Genomic DNA, 15,899 nt, shown 5'->3' with positions numbered 1-15,899 from the left:
GAGTATACTCATTGGGTAGAGTTCTTTTTGCGACGGATGAGGGCGGTCGGCGTCAGACCCGCCGGTAGATGATCGGCTGGGCCGCGATGCCGTTCGCCTTGAAGTTCGCCAGTACGAAGCGGCGGAAGGTGGGCCGGAAGATCAGGCCGGGCAGGAACGTGCGCAGGCGAGGCCAGCTCGCGTGGTTGATGATGCCGTAGTCGGCGCGCTCGCCTTCGAGCGGCTGCAGCAGGACCGAGTTGGGCAGCGCGGTCTTGGCCTGGAACCAGCCGGCGGTGTACTCCCAGACCTTCAGCAACACCTCATCGTTGTCGGCGTAGAAGTAGTTGAACAGGAAGGCGTGGTCCGGGCGGTGGTCGACGTCGCCCAGCCGGGCCGCGTTGCGACCGGCGATCTGGTGTGTGCGGCGGGCCGGCAGCACGGTCGTGGCCTTGCCGTACAGGGGGTCGTCGCGCAGGGCCAGCGCGCTGGCGAGGCCGGTCGTGCGGACCAGCAGGACCACGTCGTAGCGGGCGGGCGAGAGGCCCCGCGCGGCCAGGAGGGCCTCGCCCTCGCCGGGCGGGCGCAGCCGGCCGCGGAAGACGGTGGCCTCCTCGACCCCGGGGCGGGCGGCAAGTTCGGCGGCAATGGCCTTCAGCGGGTCGAGTGAGGGGATGGATGTGGGGAAGGGGCCGCGCCAGGTGCCGGTTTCGGCGGCGAAGAGCAGGTAGCCGCGGTCGTTCGGCTCGGCGAGGCGGGCCTTGACGGCGAGGCGGTCGTTGACGAGTTTCACGATGTGTCCCTTCGGGTGACCGGTGTCATGGTGCGCGTCCCTCCTGGTGAGGAGGGTTCACGAGGCTTGCCTTCTGTTCAGGCCGGACAGCTGCCAGGCCAGGCGCCTGCGTACGGCGGGGATGCGGCCCGCCAGCCCGAGGACCAGGTTGCGCAGCACGCGGCGGCCCGAGGAGGCGGTGGCCAGCGCGGTGAGCCGTCCGGCGAGGGCGACCACCTGCTCGGCCTGCGGGCGGCGGGCGGCGGCATAGGCGTCGAGCAGGCTGTCCGGCTCGCCGCCGAGCACCCGGGCCAGCGCCTCGCCCAGGTGGACGGCGTCGTCGATGCCCAGGTTCATGCCCTGGCCGCCGGCCGGCGAATGCACATGGGCGGCGTCGCCGGCCAGCAGGATGCGGCCCTGGCGGAAGGTGTCGGCGATGCGGTGGTGCACCCGGAACCGCGATCCCCAGATCAGCTCCTGCACCCGCGCGGGCTCGGCCTCGGGTCCGCGGGTGTCGAGCAGGTGCTGCACGAAGGGGATGCCTGGCTCCTTGGGGGCTTCCTCCACGGTGGCGACGATGCGGTGCAGGCCGCCGGGCAGCGGGGCGACGACCACCAGTCCGGCGGGCGAGAAGTACAGGATGACCTCGTTGTGCGGCACCCCGCCCGACAGGCGGACGTCGGCCAGGACGAACGACTCGTCGTACGTGCCGCCGGTGAAGCCGATCCCGGCACTCTCGCGGACCGTGCTGTGCAGGCCGTCGGCGCCGATCAGGTAGGCGGCGCGGATCCGCTGCCCGTCGTCCAGGGTGGCGGTGACGCCGTCGGCGTCCTGCTCGACGCGGCTGACCCGGGCGGGCCTGATCACCTTGCCGCCGAGCTCCTCCAGGCGGGCCAGCAGGTACGCCTCGGTGTCGGCCTGGGAGATCATCAGCGTGTACGGGTAGGCGGTGGGCAGGCCGCCGAACGGCACCGGCACCAGGACCTTGTCGCGGTCACGGATGGTGAAGATCGGGGTGTGGATGCCGTGCGCGACCATCCGCTCCGTCACGCCGTACGGCTCCAGCACCTCCAGGGTGCGCGAGTGCACGACGGCGGCGCGGGAGGTGTTGGAACCCTTGGCCTGCGCGTCCACGATCACGACCTGCCTGCCGAGCTGGGTCAGGACGATCGCGGCGGTGAGCCCGGCGGGCCCGGCTCCGGCGATCAGTATTTGGGTGTCCACGGCGTCTCCTTGGTCAACGGCTGTTGGCATAAAAGTAGGTCGCCATGATGGCTATGTCAACACGTGTTGGCCTACACTTGTTGACATGAGGAGATCCTCCACCGAGACCAAGGCCCTGATCCTGGCCGCGGCCCGCGAACGCTTCGCCGCCGACGGCTACGACAAGGCCACCATCAGAGCCATCGCCGCCGACGCCCGGATCGACCCGGCCATGGTGATGCGCTACTTCGGCAACAAGGAGAAGCTGTTCGCCGCCGCGGCCGTGTTCGACCTGGAGTTGCCCGACCTGCCGCCCGGCCAGGCGGGCGGCGGCCTGGTCCGGCACTTCCTGCGCAAGTGGGAGGCCGACGAGGGGCTGCAGGTCCTGCTGCGGACCGGGGTGACGAACGAGGCCGCCGCGGAACGCATGCGCACGATCCTCGGTGGCCAGGTGCTTCCGGTCGTGGTCAAGCTCACCGGCGATCCGGAGCGCGCTCCCGCGCGGGCTTCCCTTGTCGCCTCACAGCTGCTGGGCCTGGCCCTCACCCGCTACATCCTGAAATTTCCTCCGATGGTGGCGATGTCGGAGGAAGAGCTGGTCGCCTGGCTCGGTCCCACGATCCAGCGATATCTCACGGATTGACTTCCTCCCCCGCCTGAGGAACGGCGGACTCCACCAGCAACTACCCCACCAGGGGGAGGTCGCATTGAGGTTCACGGTTCTTCGGTCACGCCGACCAGGACGGCGGCGGCCAGGGTCAAGACGACCACAGATACTCCCGGGGGTATGTAAGAGTCATGGTTCGGCCCACTGCGTGACGGCAGGGTGCGGCTCAGGCGGTAGAGGAGGCGCGGCGCAGGCGGGCGATGGCGGTCTCGACGTCGACGCCGCCCGCCCGGTTGTACGGCAGCTTGGCCAGCAGCATGCCCATGGCACAGGTGTCGGTGAGCGCGGCCACCGCCAGGCCCGCCCCGACGAGCGCGGCGACGAGCGCCGCGGCGGGAACCCACAGACCGGCCACGACCGAGGCGAACACGAGGCTGCCCGCGACGAGCCGGACCTGCCGCTCCAGCGCCCAGCGCACCCGGCCGCGGTTGACGGGCGCTCCGGAGGCGATCCAGGCGTTCATGCCGCCCTCCAGCACCACGACGTCGGCCGGCCCGGCGTCGTGCAGCGCCGACCTGGCGCGCTCGGCGCGGCTGCCGGACTGGCAGATGAGCAGCAGGCGGCCGCCCGCCTCGGTGACGATGCGTCGCAGGTGCCCCTCGATCTGGTCGAGGGGCAGGTTGATGGCGCCGTCGATGTGCGCGGAGGCGAACTCGGCCGGAGTGCGGACGTCCACGACGGACACGTCGGGGTTGGCCGCGATCAGCGAGCGGGCGCAGGCGGCGTCGATGTGGGACACGAAGGTTCTCCTGTTCTTCGAGGGGCTGTCAGGCGGCGTGGCGCTTCTTGAGCGCGGCCACGACGTCGCCGACGCCGGCGCCGGTGAGCGCGATCGGCCGGTAGCCGCGGCGGGCCAGGTGGCTCGCGGCGATGGCCGCCCGGCGACCGGAGGCGCAGGCGACGAGGACCGGATGTGCCGGGTCGAGTTCGCCGGGGACGCCGCCGGTGAACAGCTCGGGCAGGAAGCGCTCGATGGCGCCGTCCAGCCGCGTCTCCTCCCGTTCGCCGTCCAGCCGCACGTCCAGCAGCTGAACGTGCGGCCGGGCCAGCCGCTTGACGAAGTCGTCGAGCTCCACGAGCTCGTACGTCTGTGTGGCGGCCCGGCCGAGGTCGCGGACGACGCCCTGGACGGTGTCGATGCCGATCCGGGCGAGCTGGGTGACGGCCTCGGCGACGTCCTGACGGGGCCCGGCGACCAGTGTGATCGGCTCGGCGTACGGCAGCAGCCAGCCCACCCAGCTGCCGAAGTCGTCGTCCAGTTCGATGCCGAGCGAGCCGGGCAGCATGCCGTCGGCCTGCGCCCGGCGGGGCCGGACGTCGACCACCCGCGAGGTCGCGGGCACGGCGCTCAGCTCCGGAACCTCCACGGGTGGCATGGGCGGCACGCCGAGCGTGTTGGCCGGACCCATGTGCCGGTAGAAGGCGGGGATGGGCATGGGGGCGGCCAGCAGCGCGTCGGCCAACGCCTCCGGCTCGTCGATGGCCAGCAGTGGGTTGCCGGCGCGTTCGGCTCCGATGGTGGAGGTCAGGCGGCCGGCGCCGGTGGCGGTGCACAGGGAGCCTTCGCCGTGCGTGGGGTACAGGCCGGTGCCGGGCGGCAGCGCGGCCAGGCGGTGCAGCGAGGTGTGCTGGAGGCGCGCCAACGTGCGGGCGCGCTCTGGGCCGAGCAGGTCGGTCCGTCCGGCCGAACCGACCAGCAGGCTGCCGCCGGAGAACACCGCGACCGGCTCCCCGTCGAGGAGCACCAGATAGCTGGTGTGCTCGGGGGTGTGGCCGGGGGTATGGACGGGCCGGATCGTCAGGCCGCCACCACCGTCGATCTCCTCCAGGTGGAAAGCGGGGGTGTGCCGGTACGTGGCCGCCGCGGCGGCGGGCAGCACCAGCTCCGCTCCGGCGCGCGACGCTGCCTGTTCGGCGCCGGAGACGTAGTCGTTGTGCAGGTGCGTCTCAAGGACGAACCGCAGCTCCACGTCATGCTCGGCCGCAGCCGTCAGGAAGCGGTCGATGTCACGCTGGGGATCGACGAGGATGCCCCTGCCCTCGTGCGTCAGCAGGTAAGTCTGGTCGCCCAGACCTGGGGTGCGGAACGACATGACGTCCATGCGCTTACTTCCTCTCTATACCCCCGGGGGTATCGTTCGAGCAAAAACAGGCGGCCGCGGAGTCCGCGGCCGCTGGTCTAAGCGAGGGCGAGAAAGAGCTTCTCCAACTCGGCGAGGCTCATCGGCGGCTGCTCGCCGCGGTTCTGGGCGTCCTGGCAGTGGCGTAGCCCACTGGCCACGATCTTGAAGCCGGCCCGGTCGAGAGCCTTGGAGACGGCGGCCAACTGGGTGAGGACCTTCGCGCAGTCCTCGCCCGCCTCGATCATCGCGATCACCCCGGCGAGCTGGCCGTGCGCCCGCTTCAGCCGGGTCAGCGCGTCTCCCACCATGCCCTCGTTCAGCTCCATGCCGCGACTATACCCCCGGGGGTACCCTGCTGGACAAGCCGGGCGCAGTGGCATGCGTCACGCCGATCGGGGACCAATGTCCGGCCCCGGGTGTCGGCCTTCACTTCATGCCGGACCGCGTCACTTCAGGTCGCCGAAGAAGGTCCGCAGGTCCGCGGCCAGCACTTCCGGCGCCTCCATAGCGGGGAAGTGCTTGCCCCGCTCGTACTCGGCCCAGTACGCGCCCGCGGGCGGGTCCATCAGCTTGCGCACGGTGGGGTCGGCGCCGAACACCGCGAACCCCTGCGGCACGGCCGGCGGCGCACCCCAGTCGGTGGAGTGGGCCTGCTCGTACAGGAAGCCGGCGGCGGTGACGCCGGAGCGGGTGAACCAGTAGAGGCTCACGATGGTGAGCAACTGGTCCCGGTCGTACGGCAGGTCGGTCCACTCCTCGAACTTCTCCGCGATCCAGCACAGCTGGCCGGCCGGGGAGTCGTTGAGCAGGTAGCCGATGGTCTGGGGGCGGCTGTTCTGGATCGCCAGGTAGCCGCTGCCGTCACTGCGGAACTCCGCCATCCGGTCCAGGACCAGCTTGTCCACCGGGTCCTCAGGGTCCAGCCGATCGGCCAGGCCGGGGAGGAAGGTGGCCGTGTTCGCCGCGGTCAGCGGGTCGGTCACCACGTGGACGCCCACGACGTGCTCACCGTCGAGGCCGCCGACCACGCCCGAGACGCCCGCGCCGACATCGCCGCCGTGGACGCCGTACCGTTCGTAGCCGAGGCCGCGCATCAGCTCGGCCCAGGCCCTGGCCGTGCGGGTCATGGTCCAGCCGGGCTCACGCACCGGGGTGGAGAAGCCGAAGCCGGGCAGCGACGGCACCACCAGGTGGAAGTCCTGCCGCAGCAGCCTGACCAGCGTGCTGAACTCGGCGAACGAGCTGGGGTACCCATGGGTGAGCAGCAGCGGCAGGGCGTCGGGGTTGCCGGAGCGCGCGTGCGCGAAGTGGATTCGCTGCCCATCGATCTCGGTGGTGAACTGCGGGAACTCGTTGAGCTCCGCCTCGGCGGCGCGCCAGTCGTAGCTCCTTTCCCAGTACGCGGCCAGCTCCCGCAGGTACTCCACCGGCAGGCCGCTGCGCCCGGCGGCGCCGGGCAGGGCGTCGGGCCAGCGGGTCCTGGCCAGCCGGTCGGCCAGGTCGTCGACGTCGGACTGCGGTATGGCGATGGTGAACGGCTCGATGCGCATCGCAGGGCTCCTTCGGCTTCGGATGCACCAACGCTATGAACCAAAGTGGAACAGTTCTTTCCTATATGGGTGGCAGACTCGAAGAATGTTGGAAACCTCGGCCAGGCTGCTGAAGTTGCTGTCACTCCTGCAGGCGCGACGGGCCTGGACCGGTACCGAGCTGGCCGAGCGGCTGGAGGTCACCACGCGAACCGTGCGCAACGACGTGGAGCGGCTGCGTGGCCTCGGCTACCCGGTGGAGACCACCCGCGGGCCGGCGGGCGGCTACCGGCTGGGGGCGGGCGCGAGCCTGCCGCCGCTGCTGCTGGACGACGAGGAGGCCGTCGCGGTCGCGGTCGGCCTGCGTACGGCCGCCGGCGGCACGGTGACGGGCATGGAGGAGACCTCGGCCAGGGCGCTGGTCAAGCTGCAGCAGGTGCTGCCGTCGCGGCTGCGCAGGCGGGTGGAGGCGGTGCAGGCGTCGACGGTGCCGGCGCCGTGGGCGGGGCCGAGCGTCGACGCCGACGTGCTGACCGTGATCGCGACGGCGTGCCGGGACTGCGAAGGGCTCCGGTTCGACTATGAGTCGCACGACGGCGGCTCCTCGGTGCGTGACACCGAGCCGCACCGGCTGGTGCACACCGGGCGGCGCTGGTATCTGGTGGCGTGGGATCTCGATCGGGGTGACTGGCGTACGTTCCGGGTGGACCGCATCCGGCCCCGCACACCGCCAGGCGCGCGCTTCACTCCGCGCCCGCTACCCGAAGGGGGCGATGTCGCAGGGCACGTCGCCCGTGGGGGTGCCGCGGCGACCTGGCGTTACCGGGCCAGGGTGGTGGTACGCGCGCCCGCGGAGCGGGTGCGGCGCAAGCTGCCGGTGCCGGCGGAGATTCTGCCGCTGGGCGAGGACCGGTGCGTGTTCGAACCGGGGTCGGACAATCCGCTGATGCTCGCGAGTTACCTGGCCATGCTGGGCGAGGACTTCACGGTCGAGGGCTCGCCTGAGCTGGTGGCGGAGCTGCGTGCGGTCGCGGAGAGGTTCCTGCGGGCCATCTAGCGGGCCATCTGGCGCACCCGCCCACCGGCGTCGCGAGTGGGCGGGTGGCGACGCGTCAGGCGTAGGGGTCGAACGGGATGCCGGCCGGCTTGGCCTTGGCGAGCTCCCCGTTGAACGAGGAGTCCCTGAGCCCGAACTGGGCCGAGCCGAAGTCGTGCGCGACCAGCCGGTCACGGAAGCCGGGCGGGTAGTCGTCCCAGCCGATCAGCGGTGGGAACTGCCATGAACCTTTGTGGTTCTCCGGCTGCTCGTCGAAGCCGGCGAAGCGGAAGGCGTGGGTGGAGAGCCCGTCCTTGTGGTAGATGATCTTCGGGTGGGTGCCGGTCTCGTCCCAGGCGACCTGCGAACGCGGGCGGATGCTGTAGTTACCGTGCGCCGAGGCCGCCACGTACTGCCCGTGGTCGCCCTGGACCCACACCACGACGTGCTCCCAGTCGTGCCGGTGGCCGCAGCACCCGGGCAGCGTCTGGTCCTTCTCGAAGTAGAGCGCGTACACGTACGCGCACCAGCCGTTGTTGCACTTGGAGCGCGAATAGGAGTTGGTGTTGTCGAGGTCGGACAGGTCGTGGCACTGCCCGTTGACCGCGCCGCCCAGGGCCAGCCCGGGGGCGATGGTCCCGTCGCGGCCGATGGCTGGCGTGGGGTAGCAGCCGTCCCCGTCATAGTCGAAGGCCGGCTGGTGCGTACGGTCGGTCCAGGGCGCGGCCCAGTCGAGGGCGGTGGGCGGCGCGGCGTGGGCGATGCCCGGGACGGCCACGACGATCGCGATGGCGGCCACCAGCACGCGTAACGCGAACGACACCCTGCGCCTGCGGTGTCCCCGCGGGGACGCGTTGCCCGGTCTGTCCTGCGGCATGGCTGATCTCCTCGTCGAGTTGGGGGTGATGCGACAGGGAGGAACGGCCCGAAGATCTCGACAACGGGGTTGACTGAAGATCTTCCGGGTCGGTCATGCCTCTATCAGACGACGGCAGACCCGTGCTCGTCCAAGGCTTTCCGGCGAACAGAACGCGGCCAATGTGTTTACCGCGATACCAGGGCCCGACGGGCCGCGCGGCCGGTGATCGGCGGCCGGGGGAGGGGGCCGGGGGAGGGGCCGGTCACCGGCCCACGACGATGGCCGCCTCGGTGCTGCGGCAACCCACGCAGAAGCGGTAGAGGTCCACCCGGGTGAGCGTGCCGGCCGGGTTGTACCGCCGTTTGCAGTAGGCGCGCCAGATGCCCGTGGCCTCGAGCCTGGCACCCGCCTCCTGGCACTTGGCGCACGCGTTGGGATTGTGGTGCGAGGAGTCGAAGTACCAGTCGGCCGACAGCGAGCCGTCACCGCAGGTGACCGCGAGCGCCGCGCCCGAGAGCGCCTGGTCGGCGCTCGCGGGCCCGCCCGTCATCAGCGCCAGGGCCGTGCCCAGCAGGACGGCCGTGCTCAGGACGATGCTCGGCTTCCTCGAACGCGATCCCGTGTGTGCCATGTCCGCCTCCTCAGGTTCTCCAGCACCGATTCTCGGCGCGGGGATGGGGGCTGAACAGGGCAGCGGCAGGACATACGACGGACTTTTGCCGGGCCCGCGCCCTGGTGGCGGGTTGATATGTCGGATTTTTTGGCCATTACCGCGACAACCTCTTGACGTGGGCCGACGTGCATGGGGTACATTCCTCGGCAACCGTCTGGGAAGTTCCCAGACAGTAGGGAGGCCCTGGTGGAACAGCGTGCCGGCAGCCCTCAGCTGTTGCGCCGGATCAACGACCGCGCCGCGTTGCTGGCCCTCCTCGACCGCGGGCCGCTGACCCGCCTGGAGCTGGAGTCACAGATCGGGCTGTCGAAACCGGCGACGGCCGACCTGCTGCTCCGGCTCGAAGAGAGCGGGCACGTGCAGCGGGCCGGTTTCCGGGAGGGTGGGAAGGGGCCGCGGGCGCAGCTCTGGGCGGTCAACGGCGCGCTCGCCCACGTGGCGGCCGTCGATCTCACCCCGCGGCTGCTGGACATCGCGGTGTCCGACATCCGCGGCGAGATCGTCGCAGAGTACCGGTACCGTCCCGACGTGGAGGCGGACCTCGGTGTGGAGGATCTGCGTCGTGCGGTCTCCGCCGCCGCGGGCGAGGTCGGCCTGGGCGTCGAGCAGTTGCACAGGGTCGTCGTGGGCCTGCCCGGATCGGTCGACAAGCGCACCGGGCACCTGCGCTTCGCGCCGCACCTGTCGGCCTGGCAGGGCTTCGACGTCCTCGACCGGCTCTCCGGAGCGCTCGGCACGTCGGTGGCGGTGGCGGTCGAGAACGACGTGAACCTGGTCGCCCTCGACGAGATGGCGGTCGGCAGGGCGGTGGGGGTCGACGACTTCGTACTGCTCTGGATCGGCCGGGGCATCGGCGCCGCGGTGGTCTCCGAGGGGCGATTGCTGCGGGGTGCCTCCGGCGGTGCCGGCGAGATCGACTGGATGCCCTGCCCGCAGCCCGGCGTGACAGGCGCCCAGCGGGTCGGCGACGTGCTCGGCACCAGGGCGGTGACCGCGCTGGCGCGCGAGCACGGCCTCGCCGCCGACGACCTGGACAAGCTGCTCGCGCAGGATCTCGGCCCGGACCGGGACGCCCGCGCGGCCTTCCTGCGGGAGCTGGCCCGCCGGGTCGCGCTGGCCGTGGCGGGCGTGGTGTCGGTGGTCGATCCCGAGCTCGTGGTCCTCACGGGCGACGTCGGCCGGGCCGGCGGCGGCGCCCTGTGCGACCTGGTCGTCGAGGAGCTGGGACAGCTCGTCCTGCCCCGGCCGGCGATCCTGCCAAGCCTGGTGACCGGGAACCCGGTCCGCTCCGGCGCGCTGCGGCTGGCCCTGGCCGGGGCGCGCGACGAGGTCTTCGCCATCCCCTCCTGATGGCCGCCTCCACCCCCTTTGACCTGGCCATGGCGGCCGGTCAGCAGCAGTTCACCCCCTTGGAGGATTTCCATGCGACGAATCGGTGTCGCGGCGGCGTGCGCGGTCCTCGCGCTGCTCGCAAGCGCGTGCGGGGCGGTAGAGACGGGGTCGTCGGGTACGGCCGCCGCGCCCTCCGCCGACGAGAAGGTGTCCCTGTCCGTCTGGAGCAAGTTCAGCGGTCGCGAGCTCGGCGTGCTCCAGAAGGCGCTGGACGGTTTCCACGCCAAGCACCCCAACATCACCGTCAACAACCAGGGGAGCCAGGACGACGACAAGGTCGCCCAGGCGATCAGAGGAGGCAACCCTCCTGACGTCGCCATCTCCTTCTCCACCGACAACATCGGCCAGTTCTGTTCCAGCGGGGCCTGGCAGGACCTCAAGTCCTACATCGCCCGCGACAAGCTGGACCTGAACCTGCTTCCCACCGCCACCCGCACGTACACCGAGTTCAAGGGCACCCGGTGCGCGATGCCGCTGCTCGCGGACGTGTACGGCCTCTACTACAACAAGGCGATGTTCGCCAAGGCCGGTCTCGACGGGCCGCCGAAGACGATGTCGGAGCTGTTCGAGTACGCCAAGAAGCTGACGGTCTTCAACCCCGACGGCTCCATCAAGGTCGCCGGATTCGTGCCCACGGTCGGCTTCTACGCCAACCACGTGCAGATGTGGGCGGCGAACTGGGGCGCCCAGTGGACGGGCCAGGACGGTAAGTCGGCCCTCGGCGCCGACCCTCAATGGCAGGCGATGCTGGAGTGGGCCAAGAAGTTCACCGACTTCTACGGCAAGGACAAGCTGGCGAAATTCACCGCCGGCCTCGGTCAGGAGTACTCACCGGACCACGCCTTCGAGAAGGGCCAGATCGCCATGATGATGGACGGTGAGTTCCGCACCGCCTTCATCGCGGCCGAGGCGCCCAACCTGGAGTACGCCACGGCTCCGTTCCCGGTCGCCGACAACAAGCCCGAGCTCTACGGCGGCGGCTACACCACGGGCACGATCATCGGCATCCCGAAGGGCGCCAAGAACGCCGGCGCCGGCTGGGAGCTGGTCAAATACCTGACGACGGATCCGGCTCCCCTGCAGGAGCTGGCCCACGGCCTGAAGAACGTCCCCTCCACGATCCCCGCGCTCAAGGACCCGGAGTTGCAGGGGGACGCCCACTTCAAGACCTTCCTCGACATCTTCGCCAACCCCAACCTGGCCACGAACCCGGCCAGCGCGAACGGCGGCGCCTATCTCAAGACCACCGAGGACTTCGCCATCGCCTACCAGGGCGGCGGCGTCCCCGACCTGAAGGCGGGCCTGACGAAGACGGCCACGCAGATCGACGCCGACGCCCAGCTCGGCAGCTGAAGACCATGACCGTCACACCGCACGTGGCCGGATCCGCCCTCGTCGGGCGGTTCCGGCCCCGGCCGGGACACTGGATACGGCCGCTGATCTTCATGGCCCCCGCGCTGGCCGGCCTGGCGCTGTTCTTCGTCTACCCGCTCGGCGCCCTGGTCTTCTACTCCTTCACCCGCTACGACCTGCTCAACGACCCGGTGTGGGTCGGGCTGCGCAACTACGTCCACCTGCTGGCGGGCGATCCGCTGGCCAGGAAGGCGGCCTACAACACGGTGTGGCTGGTCGTCGTCATCACCGTGCTCCGCCTGGTCTTCGCCACCGGCGTCGCGGCCGTGCTGGCCCGCGTCAGGAGCGGCGCCGGGCTGTTCAGGACCCTGGTCTACCTGCCCGCGCTGGCCCCGCCGGTGGCGGCGACCCTGGCCTTCACCTTCCTGTTCAACCCGGGCACCGGGCCGGTGAACACCGTGCTCGGCTGGTTCGGGATCTCCGGCCCGCTGTGGTTCAGCGACCCCGCGTGGGCCAAGCCCGCGCTGACCCTGCTCACCCTGTGGGTCTCGGGCGAGCTCATCATCATCCTGCTGGCGGGGATGCTCGACGTGCCCGCCGAGCTCTACGAGGCGGCCGGGCTGGACGGCGCCGGGCCCGTGCGGCGGTTCTGGCACATCACGCTGCCGTCGATCGCGCCCGTGCTCGTCTTCGGGGTGATCAACTCCATCATCCTCGGGCTGCAGTACTTCACCCAGGCCGTGGTGGCCGCGTCGGTGGCCTCCGGGTCGGCCGACGTCGCCGGGAGCCAGCGGGTCATCGGCTATCCGGACAACTCCACGCTGACCTTCCCGGTCTGGCTGTACCAGCAGGGATTCCACTACTACAACATGGGCTACGCGTCGGCGATGTCGGTCTTCCTGTTCGTCGTCTCCACGCTGTTCACGGTGATCTTCGTGCAGCGTCTGCGCCGCGCCTCCCACGCCGAGGAGATGAGCTGATGGCCGTCCTCACCGCCCGCGGCGTCGACTCGGGCCACGCGGCCCCGGACCGGACATCGCGGCGCCGGCGGCACCGGCGCGGCCTCATGCGCTGGATCGCGGTGCACAGCATCGCGCTGGCGATCGGGGCGATGTTCGTCCTGCCGCTGGTCTTCGTCGCGCTCACCGCGTTCATGTCCGACCGGCAGGCGCTGACGGCCGACCTGTGGCCGCGCTCGTGGCACCCGGAGAACTTCGCGGAGGTCTTCCGCACCGCGCCGCTGCTGACGTACCTGGTCAACAGCATGCTGTATTCGGTGCTGGCCACGGCGGGGATGCTCCTGTCGAGCGTGCCGGCCGCGTACGCGCTGGCCCGGATGCGGTGGCGGGGCCGCCAGGCGGTGTTCCTGATGGTGATCGCCGCCATGATGATCCCGCCGCAGGTGCTGTCGGTCCCGCTGTACATCCTGTGGGCCCGCCTCCACCTCACCGGCACCCTGTGGCCGCTGATCCTGCCGTACTTCCTGATCGACGCGTTCAGCATCTTCCTGCTGCGGCAGTTCTTCCTCACGGTGCCGCAGTCCTACCTCGACGCCGCCCGGGTGGACGGCTGCGGCGACCTGCGCGCGCTGCTTCGCGTGCTGCTCCCGATGACCCGGCCCGGCATCGCCGCCGTGTCCCTGTTCTGTTTCATGTACACCTGGAACGACTACTTCGGGCCCCTGCTGTACGCGGGGGAGAACCCGGACCAGTGGACGCTTTCGCTGGCGCTGGCCTCGTTCCGGGGCGCGCACCAGGTGCAGTGGAACCTCACCATGGCCGTGACCGTGGTGGTCATGCTGCCCGTCATCCTCCTTTTCGTGTTCGCGCAGAAGTCCTTCGTCCGAGGCATCACCTTCACAGGAGTAAAGGGTTGAAACTCACCGTCGTCGGGGGCGGCTCCACCTACACCCCGGAGCTGGTCAGCGGGATCGCCAATCGTCGTGCCGCCGTCGAGATCGAGGAGATCGCGCTGGTCGACCCCGACCTCGACCGCCTGGAGGTCGTGGGCGGGTTCGCCCGCCGCCTCCTCGACCAGGCCGGTCACCCGGCCAAGCTGCGTCTGACCGCCGACCTGGAGGCCGGCGCGGACGGGGCCGCCGCCGTACTGCTCCAGCTGCGCGTCGGCGGGCAGCGCGCCCGCGCGGGCGACGAGACGGTGCCGCTGGAGTGCGGCTGCGTCGGACAGGAGACCACGGGCGCGGGCGGCCTGGCCAAGGCGCTGCGCACGGTGCCGGTCGTCCTCGACGTGGCCGAACGGGTGCGGCGCGTCGCCGGTGACAAGACCTGGATCGTCGACTTCACCAACCCGGTCGGCATCGTCACCCGGGCGCTGCTCGACGCCGGTCACCGCGCGGTGGGGCTCTGCAACGTCGCCATCACCTTCCAGCGCTGGGTGGCCGAGCTGCTCGGCGTCGCCCCAGACCGGGTCGCCCTGGAGCATGCCGGGCTGAACCATCTGACCTGGGTACGCGCCGTGCGGGTCGACGGGGTGGACGAGCTGCCCCGGCTGCTGGCCGAGCACGCCGACCGGCTCGCCGACCACGTCGGGCTGCCCGCCGCGGTGATGCGCAGGCTCGGCGCGGTGCCGTCCTACTACCTGAAGTACTACTACCGGCACGACGCGGTCGTGGCCGAGCAGCGGGCCCGCCCCTCACGGGCCGAGACCGTGGCCGGTATCGAGGACGGCCTCCTTGAGCTGTACCGCGACCCCGGCCTGGTCGCCAAGCCGGCGCTGCTGGAGCAGCGGGGCGGCGCCTACTACTCGGAGGCGGCCGTCCAGCTCGTGGCCTCCATCCTGACCGACAGGGGAGACGTGCAGGTGGTCAACGCCCGCAACGGCTCCACCCTGCCGTTCCTGCCGGCCGACGCCGTGGTGGAGGTCCCCGCGCGGATCACCGGCGAGGGTCCCGTACCGCTGCCGTCGCCCCCGCTGCCGCCGGCGGTCGCGGGGCTGGTGGCGCACGTCAGCGCGTACGAGAGCCTGGCCCTGGAGGCGGCGTTGCACGGCGGGCGGGACCGGGTGTTCGACGCGCTGCTGGCGCATCCCCTCATCGGCCAGATCGACCAGGCGGAGACCCTGGCCGACCGGCTGGTCTCGGTCAACCGCGACTTCCTGCCGTGGGCGGCGGCGTGATCGACGCGGTGCTGGCGCTCGACGGCGGCAACTCCAAGACGGACGTCCTCCTCGTCGCACCCGACGGCACGGTGCTGTCCCAGGTACGCGGCCCCGGGGCGTCGGCGCAGCGGGTGGGCCTCGCGGCCGGCGCCGCCACTCTCGACGCGCTGGTCAGGCAGGCGGTGGGCGAGTTCGACCCGGCGCTGCGGGCCCCATACGTCCGGCACACGGCGGCGTACCTCGCCGGAGTCGACTTCGGCCGGGAGCAGCAGGCGCTGACGCGGGCCCTGGCCGAGCTGGGCTGGTCCGAACGGATCACTGTCGACAACGACACCTTCGCCCTGCTACGTGCCGGCACTCCGCGCGGGCACGGGGTCGCGGTGGTCTGCGGGGCGGGCATCAACTGCGTCGGCATCGCGCCCGACGGCAGGACGCTGCGGTTCCCGGCGATCGGCCGGCTGTCCGGCGACTGGGGCGGCGGCCTGTTCCTGGGCGACGAGACGTTGTGGCGGGCGATACGGGCCGAGGACGGCCGCGGACCCGACACCGCGTTGCGCTCTCTCGTGGCCGCGCACTTCGGGGTGTCCTCCGTGGTCGAGCTCGCCGAGCAGGTCCACTTCGGGGAGGTTCCCAGGAGCCGGCTCCAGGAGCTCAACCCGCTGCTGCTGGCGGCCGCGGGGCGCGGTGACGCCGTGGCCAGGAAGGTGGTGGATCGGCTCGCCGAGGAGGTGGTCCTGCTCGCGTCGGCGGCGCTGCGCCGGCTGGATCTCCTGGACGTCCCCGTCGACATCGTGCTCGGGGGCGGCATCCTCGCCAGCGGCGACGCGTACCTGCTCGGCCGCGTCCACGCGGGCTGCGCCCGTACGGCTCCGAAGGCGACGCCCCGCGTGGTGGACGTGCCCCCGGCCGTCGGCGCCGCGCTGCTCGGCCTGGACGAGCTCGGCGCGAGCGCCGGCGCGGAGGACCGCCTGCGCGACGGCTACCGCACCGGCGCCGCGGGCCGCGAGCCTTAGTGGTCGTCTGCGTAAATCTCTCGGGGGTTACGCGGCTGCGTCGAGTAAGGCAGGCTGATGGTCGCAGCCGGTGAGCTGCTGGGAGTTACGCTCTTTCTGTTCGTGTCGCTCGATCCGGGTCAGTAGGTCCTCGAGGTCGGCCGGGGTGAACTTCCATCTGAAGGGCCGGGCGGTCTCGTTGTA

Annotated in this window: 16 protein-coding genes; 8 read left to right on the top strand and 8 right to left on the bottom strand. The window is 71.2% G+C overall.

Annotation, left to right across the window (positions count from 1 at the left end; translation table 11 throughout):
* Positions 1–52: 52 nt before the first annotated feature.
* Positions 53–772, bottom strand: a complete 720-nt coding sequence (locus ACIBQ1_RS37355; protein WP_397284256.1) for a hypothetical protein — start codon at positions 770–772, stop codon at positions 53–55.
* A gap of 57 nt (positions 773–829) precedes the next feature.
* On the bottom strand, positions 830–1,975 hold the full coding sequence (locus ACIBQ1_RS37350; RefSeq protein WP_397284254.1) for an FAD-dependent oxidoreductase: 1,146 nt from the start codon (positions 1,973–1,975) through the stop codon (positions 830–832).
* An 85-nt stretch (positions 1,976–2,060) separates the two neighbouring features.
* Between ACIBQ1_RS37350 and ACIBQ1_RS37345 the strand changes: the two genes are divergently transcribed.
* Positions 2,061–2,597, top strand: a complete 537-nt coding sequence (locus ACIBQ1_RS37345; RefSeq protein ID WP_397284253.1) for a TetR family transcriptional regulator — start codon at positions 2,061–2,063, stop codon at positions 2,595–2,597.
* Between the two features lie 190 nt (positions 2,598–2,787).
* Here ACIBQ1_RS37345 and ACIBQ1_RS37340 read toward each other — a convergent pair whose 3' ends face one another.
* The 4 genes from ACIBQ1_RS37340 to ACIBQ1_RS37325 all read right to left on the bottom strand — a co-directional run bounded on the left by ACIBQ1_RS37340 (position 2,788) and on the right by ACIBQ1_RS37325 (position 6,294).
* Positions 2,788–3,360: a rhodanese-like domain-containing protein gene (locus ACIBQ1_RS37340; RefSeq protein ID WP_397284251.1), complete on the bottom strand. Its 573-nt coding sequence runs from the start codon at positions 3,358–3,360 to the stop codon at positions 2,788–2,790.
* A gap of 28 nt (positions 3,361–3,388) precedes the next feature.
* Entirely contained in the window at positions 3,389–4,723 is a 1,335-nt protein-coding gene (locus ACIBQ1_RS37335) for an MBL fold metallo-hydrolase (RefSeq protein ID WP_397284249.1), read from the bottom strand.
* Between the two features lie 77 nt (positions 4,724–4,800).
* Positions 4,801–5,070: a metal-sensitive transcriptional regulator gene (locus tag ACIBQ1_RS37330; RefSeq protein WP_397284247.1), complete on the bottom strand. Its 270-nt coding sequence runs from the start codon at positions 5,068–5,070 to the stop codon at positions 4,801–4,803.
* 120 nt (positions 5,071–5,190) lie between these two features.
* Positions 5,191–6,294, bottom strand: a complete 1,104-nt coding sequence (locus ACIBQ1_RS37325; RefSeq protein ID WP_397284245.1) for an epoxide hydrolase family protein — start codon at positions 6,292–6,294, stop codon at positions 5,191–5,193.
* A gap of 85 nt (positions 6,295–6,379) precedes the next feature.
* Between ACIBQ1_RS37325 and ACIBQ1_RS37320 the strand changes: the two genes are divergently transcribed.
* The gene (locus ACIBQ1_RS37320) at positions 6,380–7,330 is read left to right on the top strand and encodes a helix-turn-helix transcriptional regulator (protein ID WP_397284243.1); all 951 of its coding nucleotides are present in this window, start codon (positions 6,380–6,382) and stop codon (positions 7,328–7,330) included.
* A 55-nt stretch (positions 7,331–7,385) separates the two neighbouring features.
* Here ACIBQ1_RS37320 and ACIBQ1_RS37315 read toward each other — a convergent pair whose 3' ends face one another.
* On the bottom strand, positions 7,386–8,186 hold the full coding sequence (locus ACIBQ1_RS37315) for an NPP1 family protein (protein ID WP_397284241.1): 801 nt from the start codon (positions 8,184–8,186) through the stop codon (positions 7,386–7,388).
* A gap of 244 nt (positions 8,187–8,430) precedes the next feature.
* Positions 8,431–8,799 carry a hypothetical protein gene (locus tag ACIBQ1_RS37310; RefSeq protein ID WP_397284239.1) on the bottom strand — a complete coding sequence of 123 codons (369 nt, stop codon included), beginning with the start codon at positions 8,797–8,799 and terminating at the stop codon, positions 8,431–8,433.
* A gap of 228 nt (positions 8,800–9,027) precedes the next feature.
* On the opposite strand from ACIBQ1_RS37310, the gene ACIBQ1_RS37305 reads away from it, so the two are divergent.
* From ACIBQ1_RS37305 to ACIBQ1_RS37280, 6 genes are all read left to right on the top strand, one after another.
* Positions 9,028–10,191 (top strand): ROK family protein, encoded by a 1,164-nt coding sequence (locus ACIBQ1_RS37305; RefSeq protein ID WP_397284237.1) that lies wholly within the window; start codon positions 9,028–9,030, stop codon positions 10,189–10,191.
* 72 nt (positions 10,192–10,263) lie between these two features.
* Complete coding sequence (locus ACIBQ1_RS37300) at positions 10,264–11,586, top strand: ABC transporter substrate-binding protein (protein WP_397284235.1); 1,323 nt, start codon at positions 10,264–10,266, stop codon at positions 11,584–11,586.
* Between the two features lie 5 nt (positions 11,587–11,591).
* A complete protein-coding gene (locus tag ACIBQ1_RS37295) occupies positions 11,592–12,566 on the top strand; it encodes a carbohydrate ABC transporter permease (protein WP_397284233.1) in 975 nt (324 codons plus the stop codon).
* Positions 12,566–13,462: a carbohydrate ABC transporter permease gene (locus ACIBQ1_RS37290; protein ID WP_397284231.1), complete on the top strand. Its 897-nt coding sequence runs from the start codon at positions 12,566–12,568 to the stop codon at positions 13,460–13,462. Before ACIBQ1_RS37295 ends, ACIBQ1_RS37290 begins: the two co-directional genes overlap by 1 nt.
* Positions 13,459–14,721, top strand: coding sequence for a 6-phospho-beta-glucosidase (locus ACIBQ1_RS37285; RefSeq protein WP_397284229.1), 1,263 nt, complete (start codon positions 13,459–13,461; stop codon positions 14,719–14,721). Before ACIBQ1_RS37290 ends, ACIBQ1_RS37285 begins: the two co-directional genes overlap by 4 nt.
* Positions 14,706–15,716: an N-acetylglucosamine kinase gene (locus ACIBQ1_RS37280; RefSeq protein WP_397284227.1), complete on the top strand. Its 1,011-nt coding sequence runs from the start codon at positions 14,706–14,708 to the stop codon at positions 15,714–15,716. Before ACIBQ1_RS37285 ends, ACIBQ1_RS37280 begins: the two co-directional genes overlap by 16 nt.
* Positions 15,717–15,899 lie beyond the last annotated feature (183 nt).

It is taken from the genome of Nonomuraea sp. NPDC050153 (assembly GCF_044460125.1).
In the GTDB taxonomy this organism is placed as follows: Bacteria; Actinomycetota; Actinomycetes; order Streptosporangiales; family Streptosporangiaceae; genus Nonomuraea.
The sequence above is the reverse complement of the archived record's forward strand: the minus strand, read 5'-3'. Positions and strand labels throughout refer to the sequence as shown.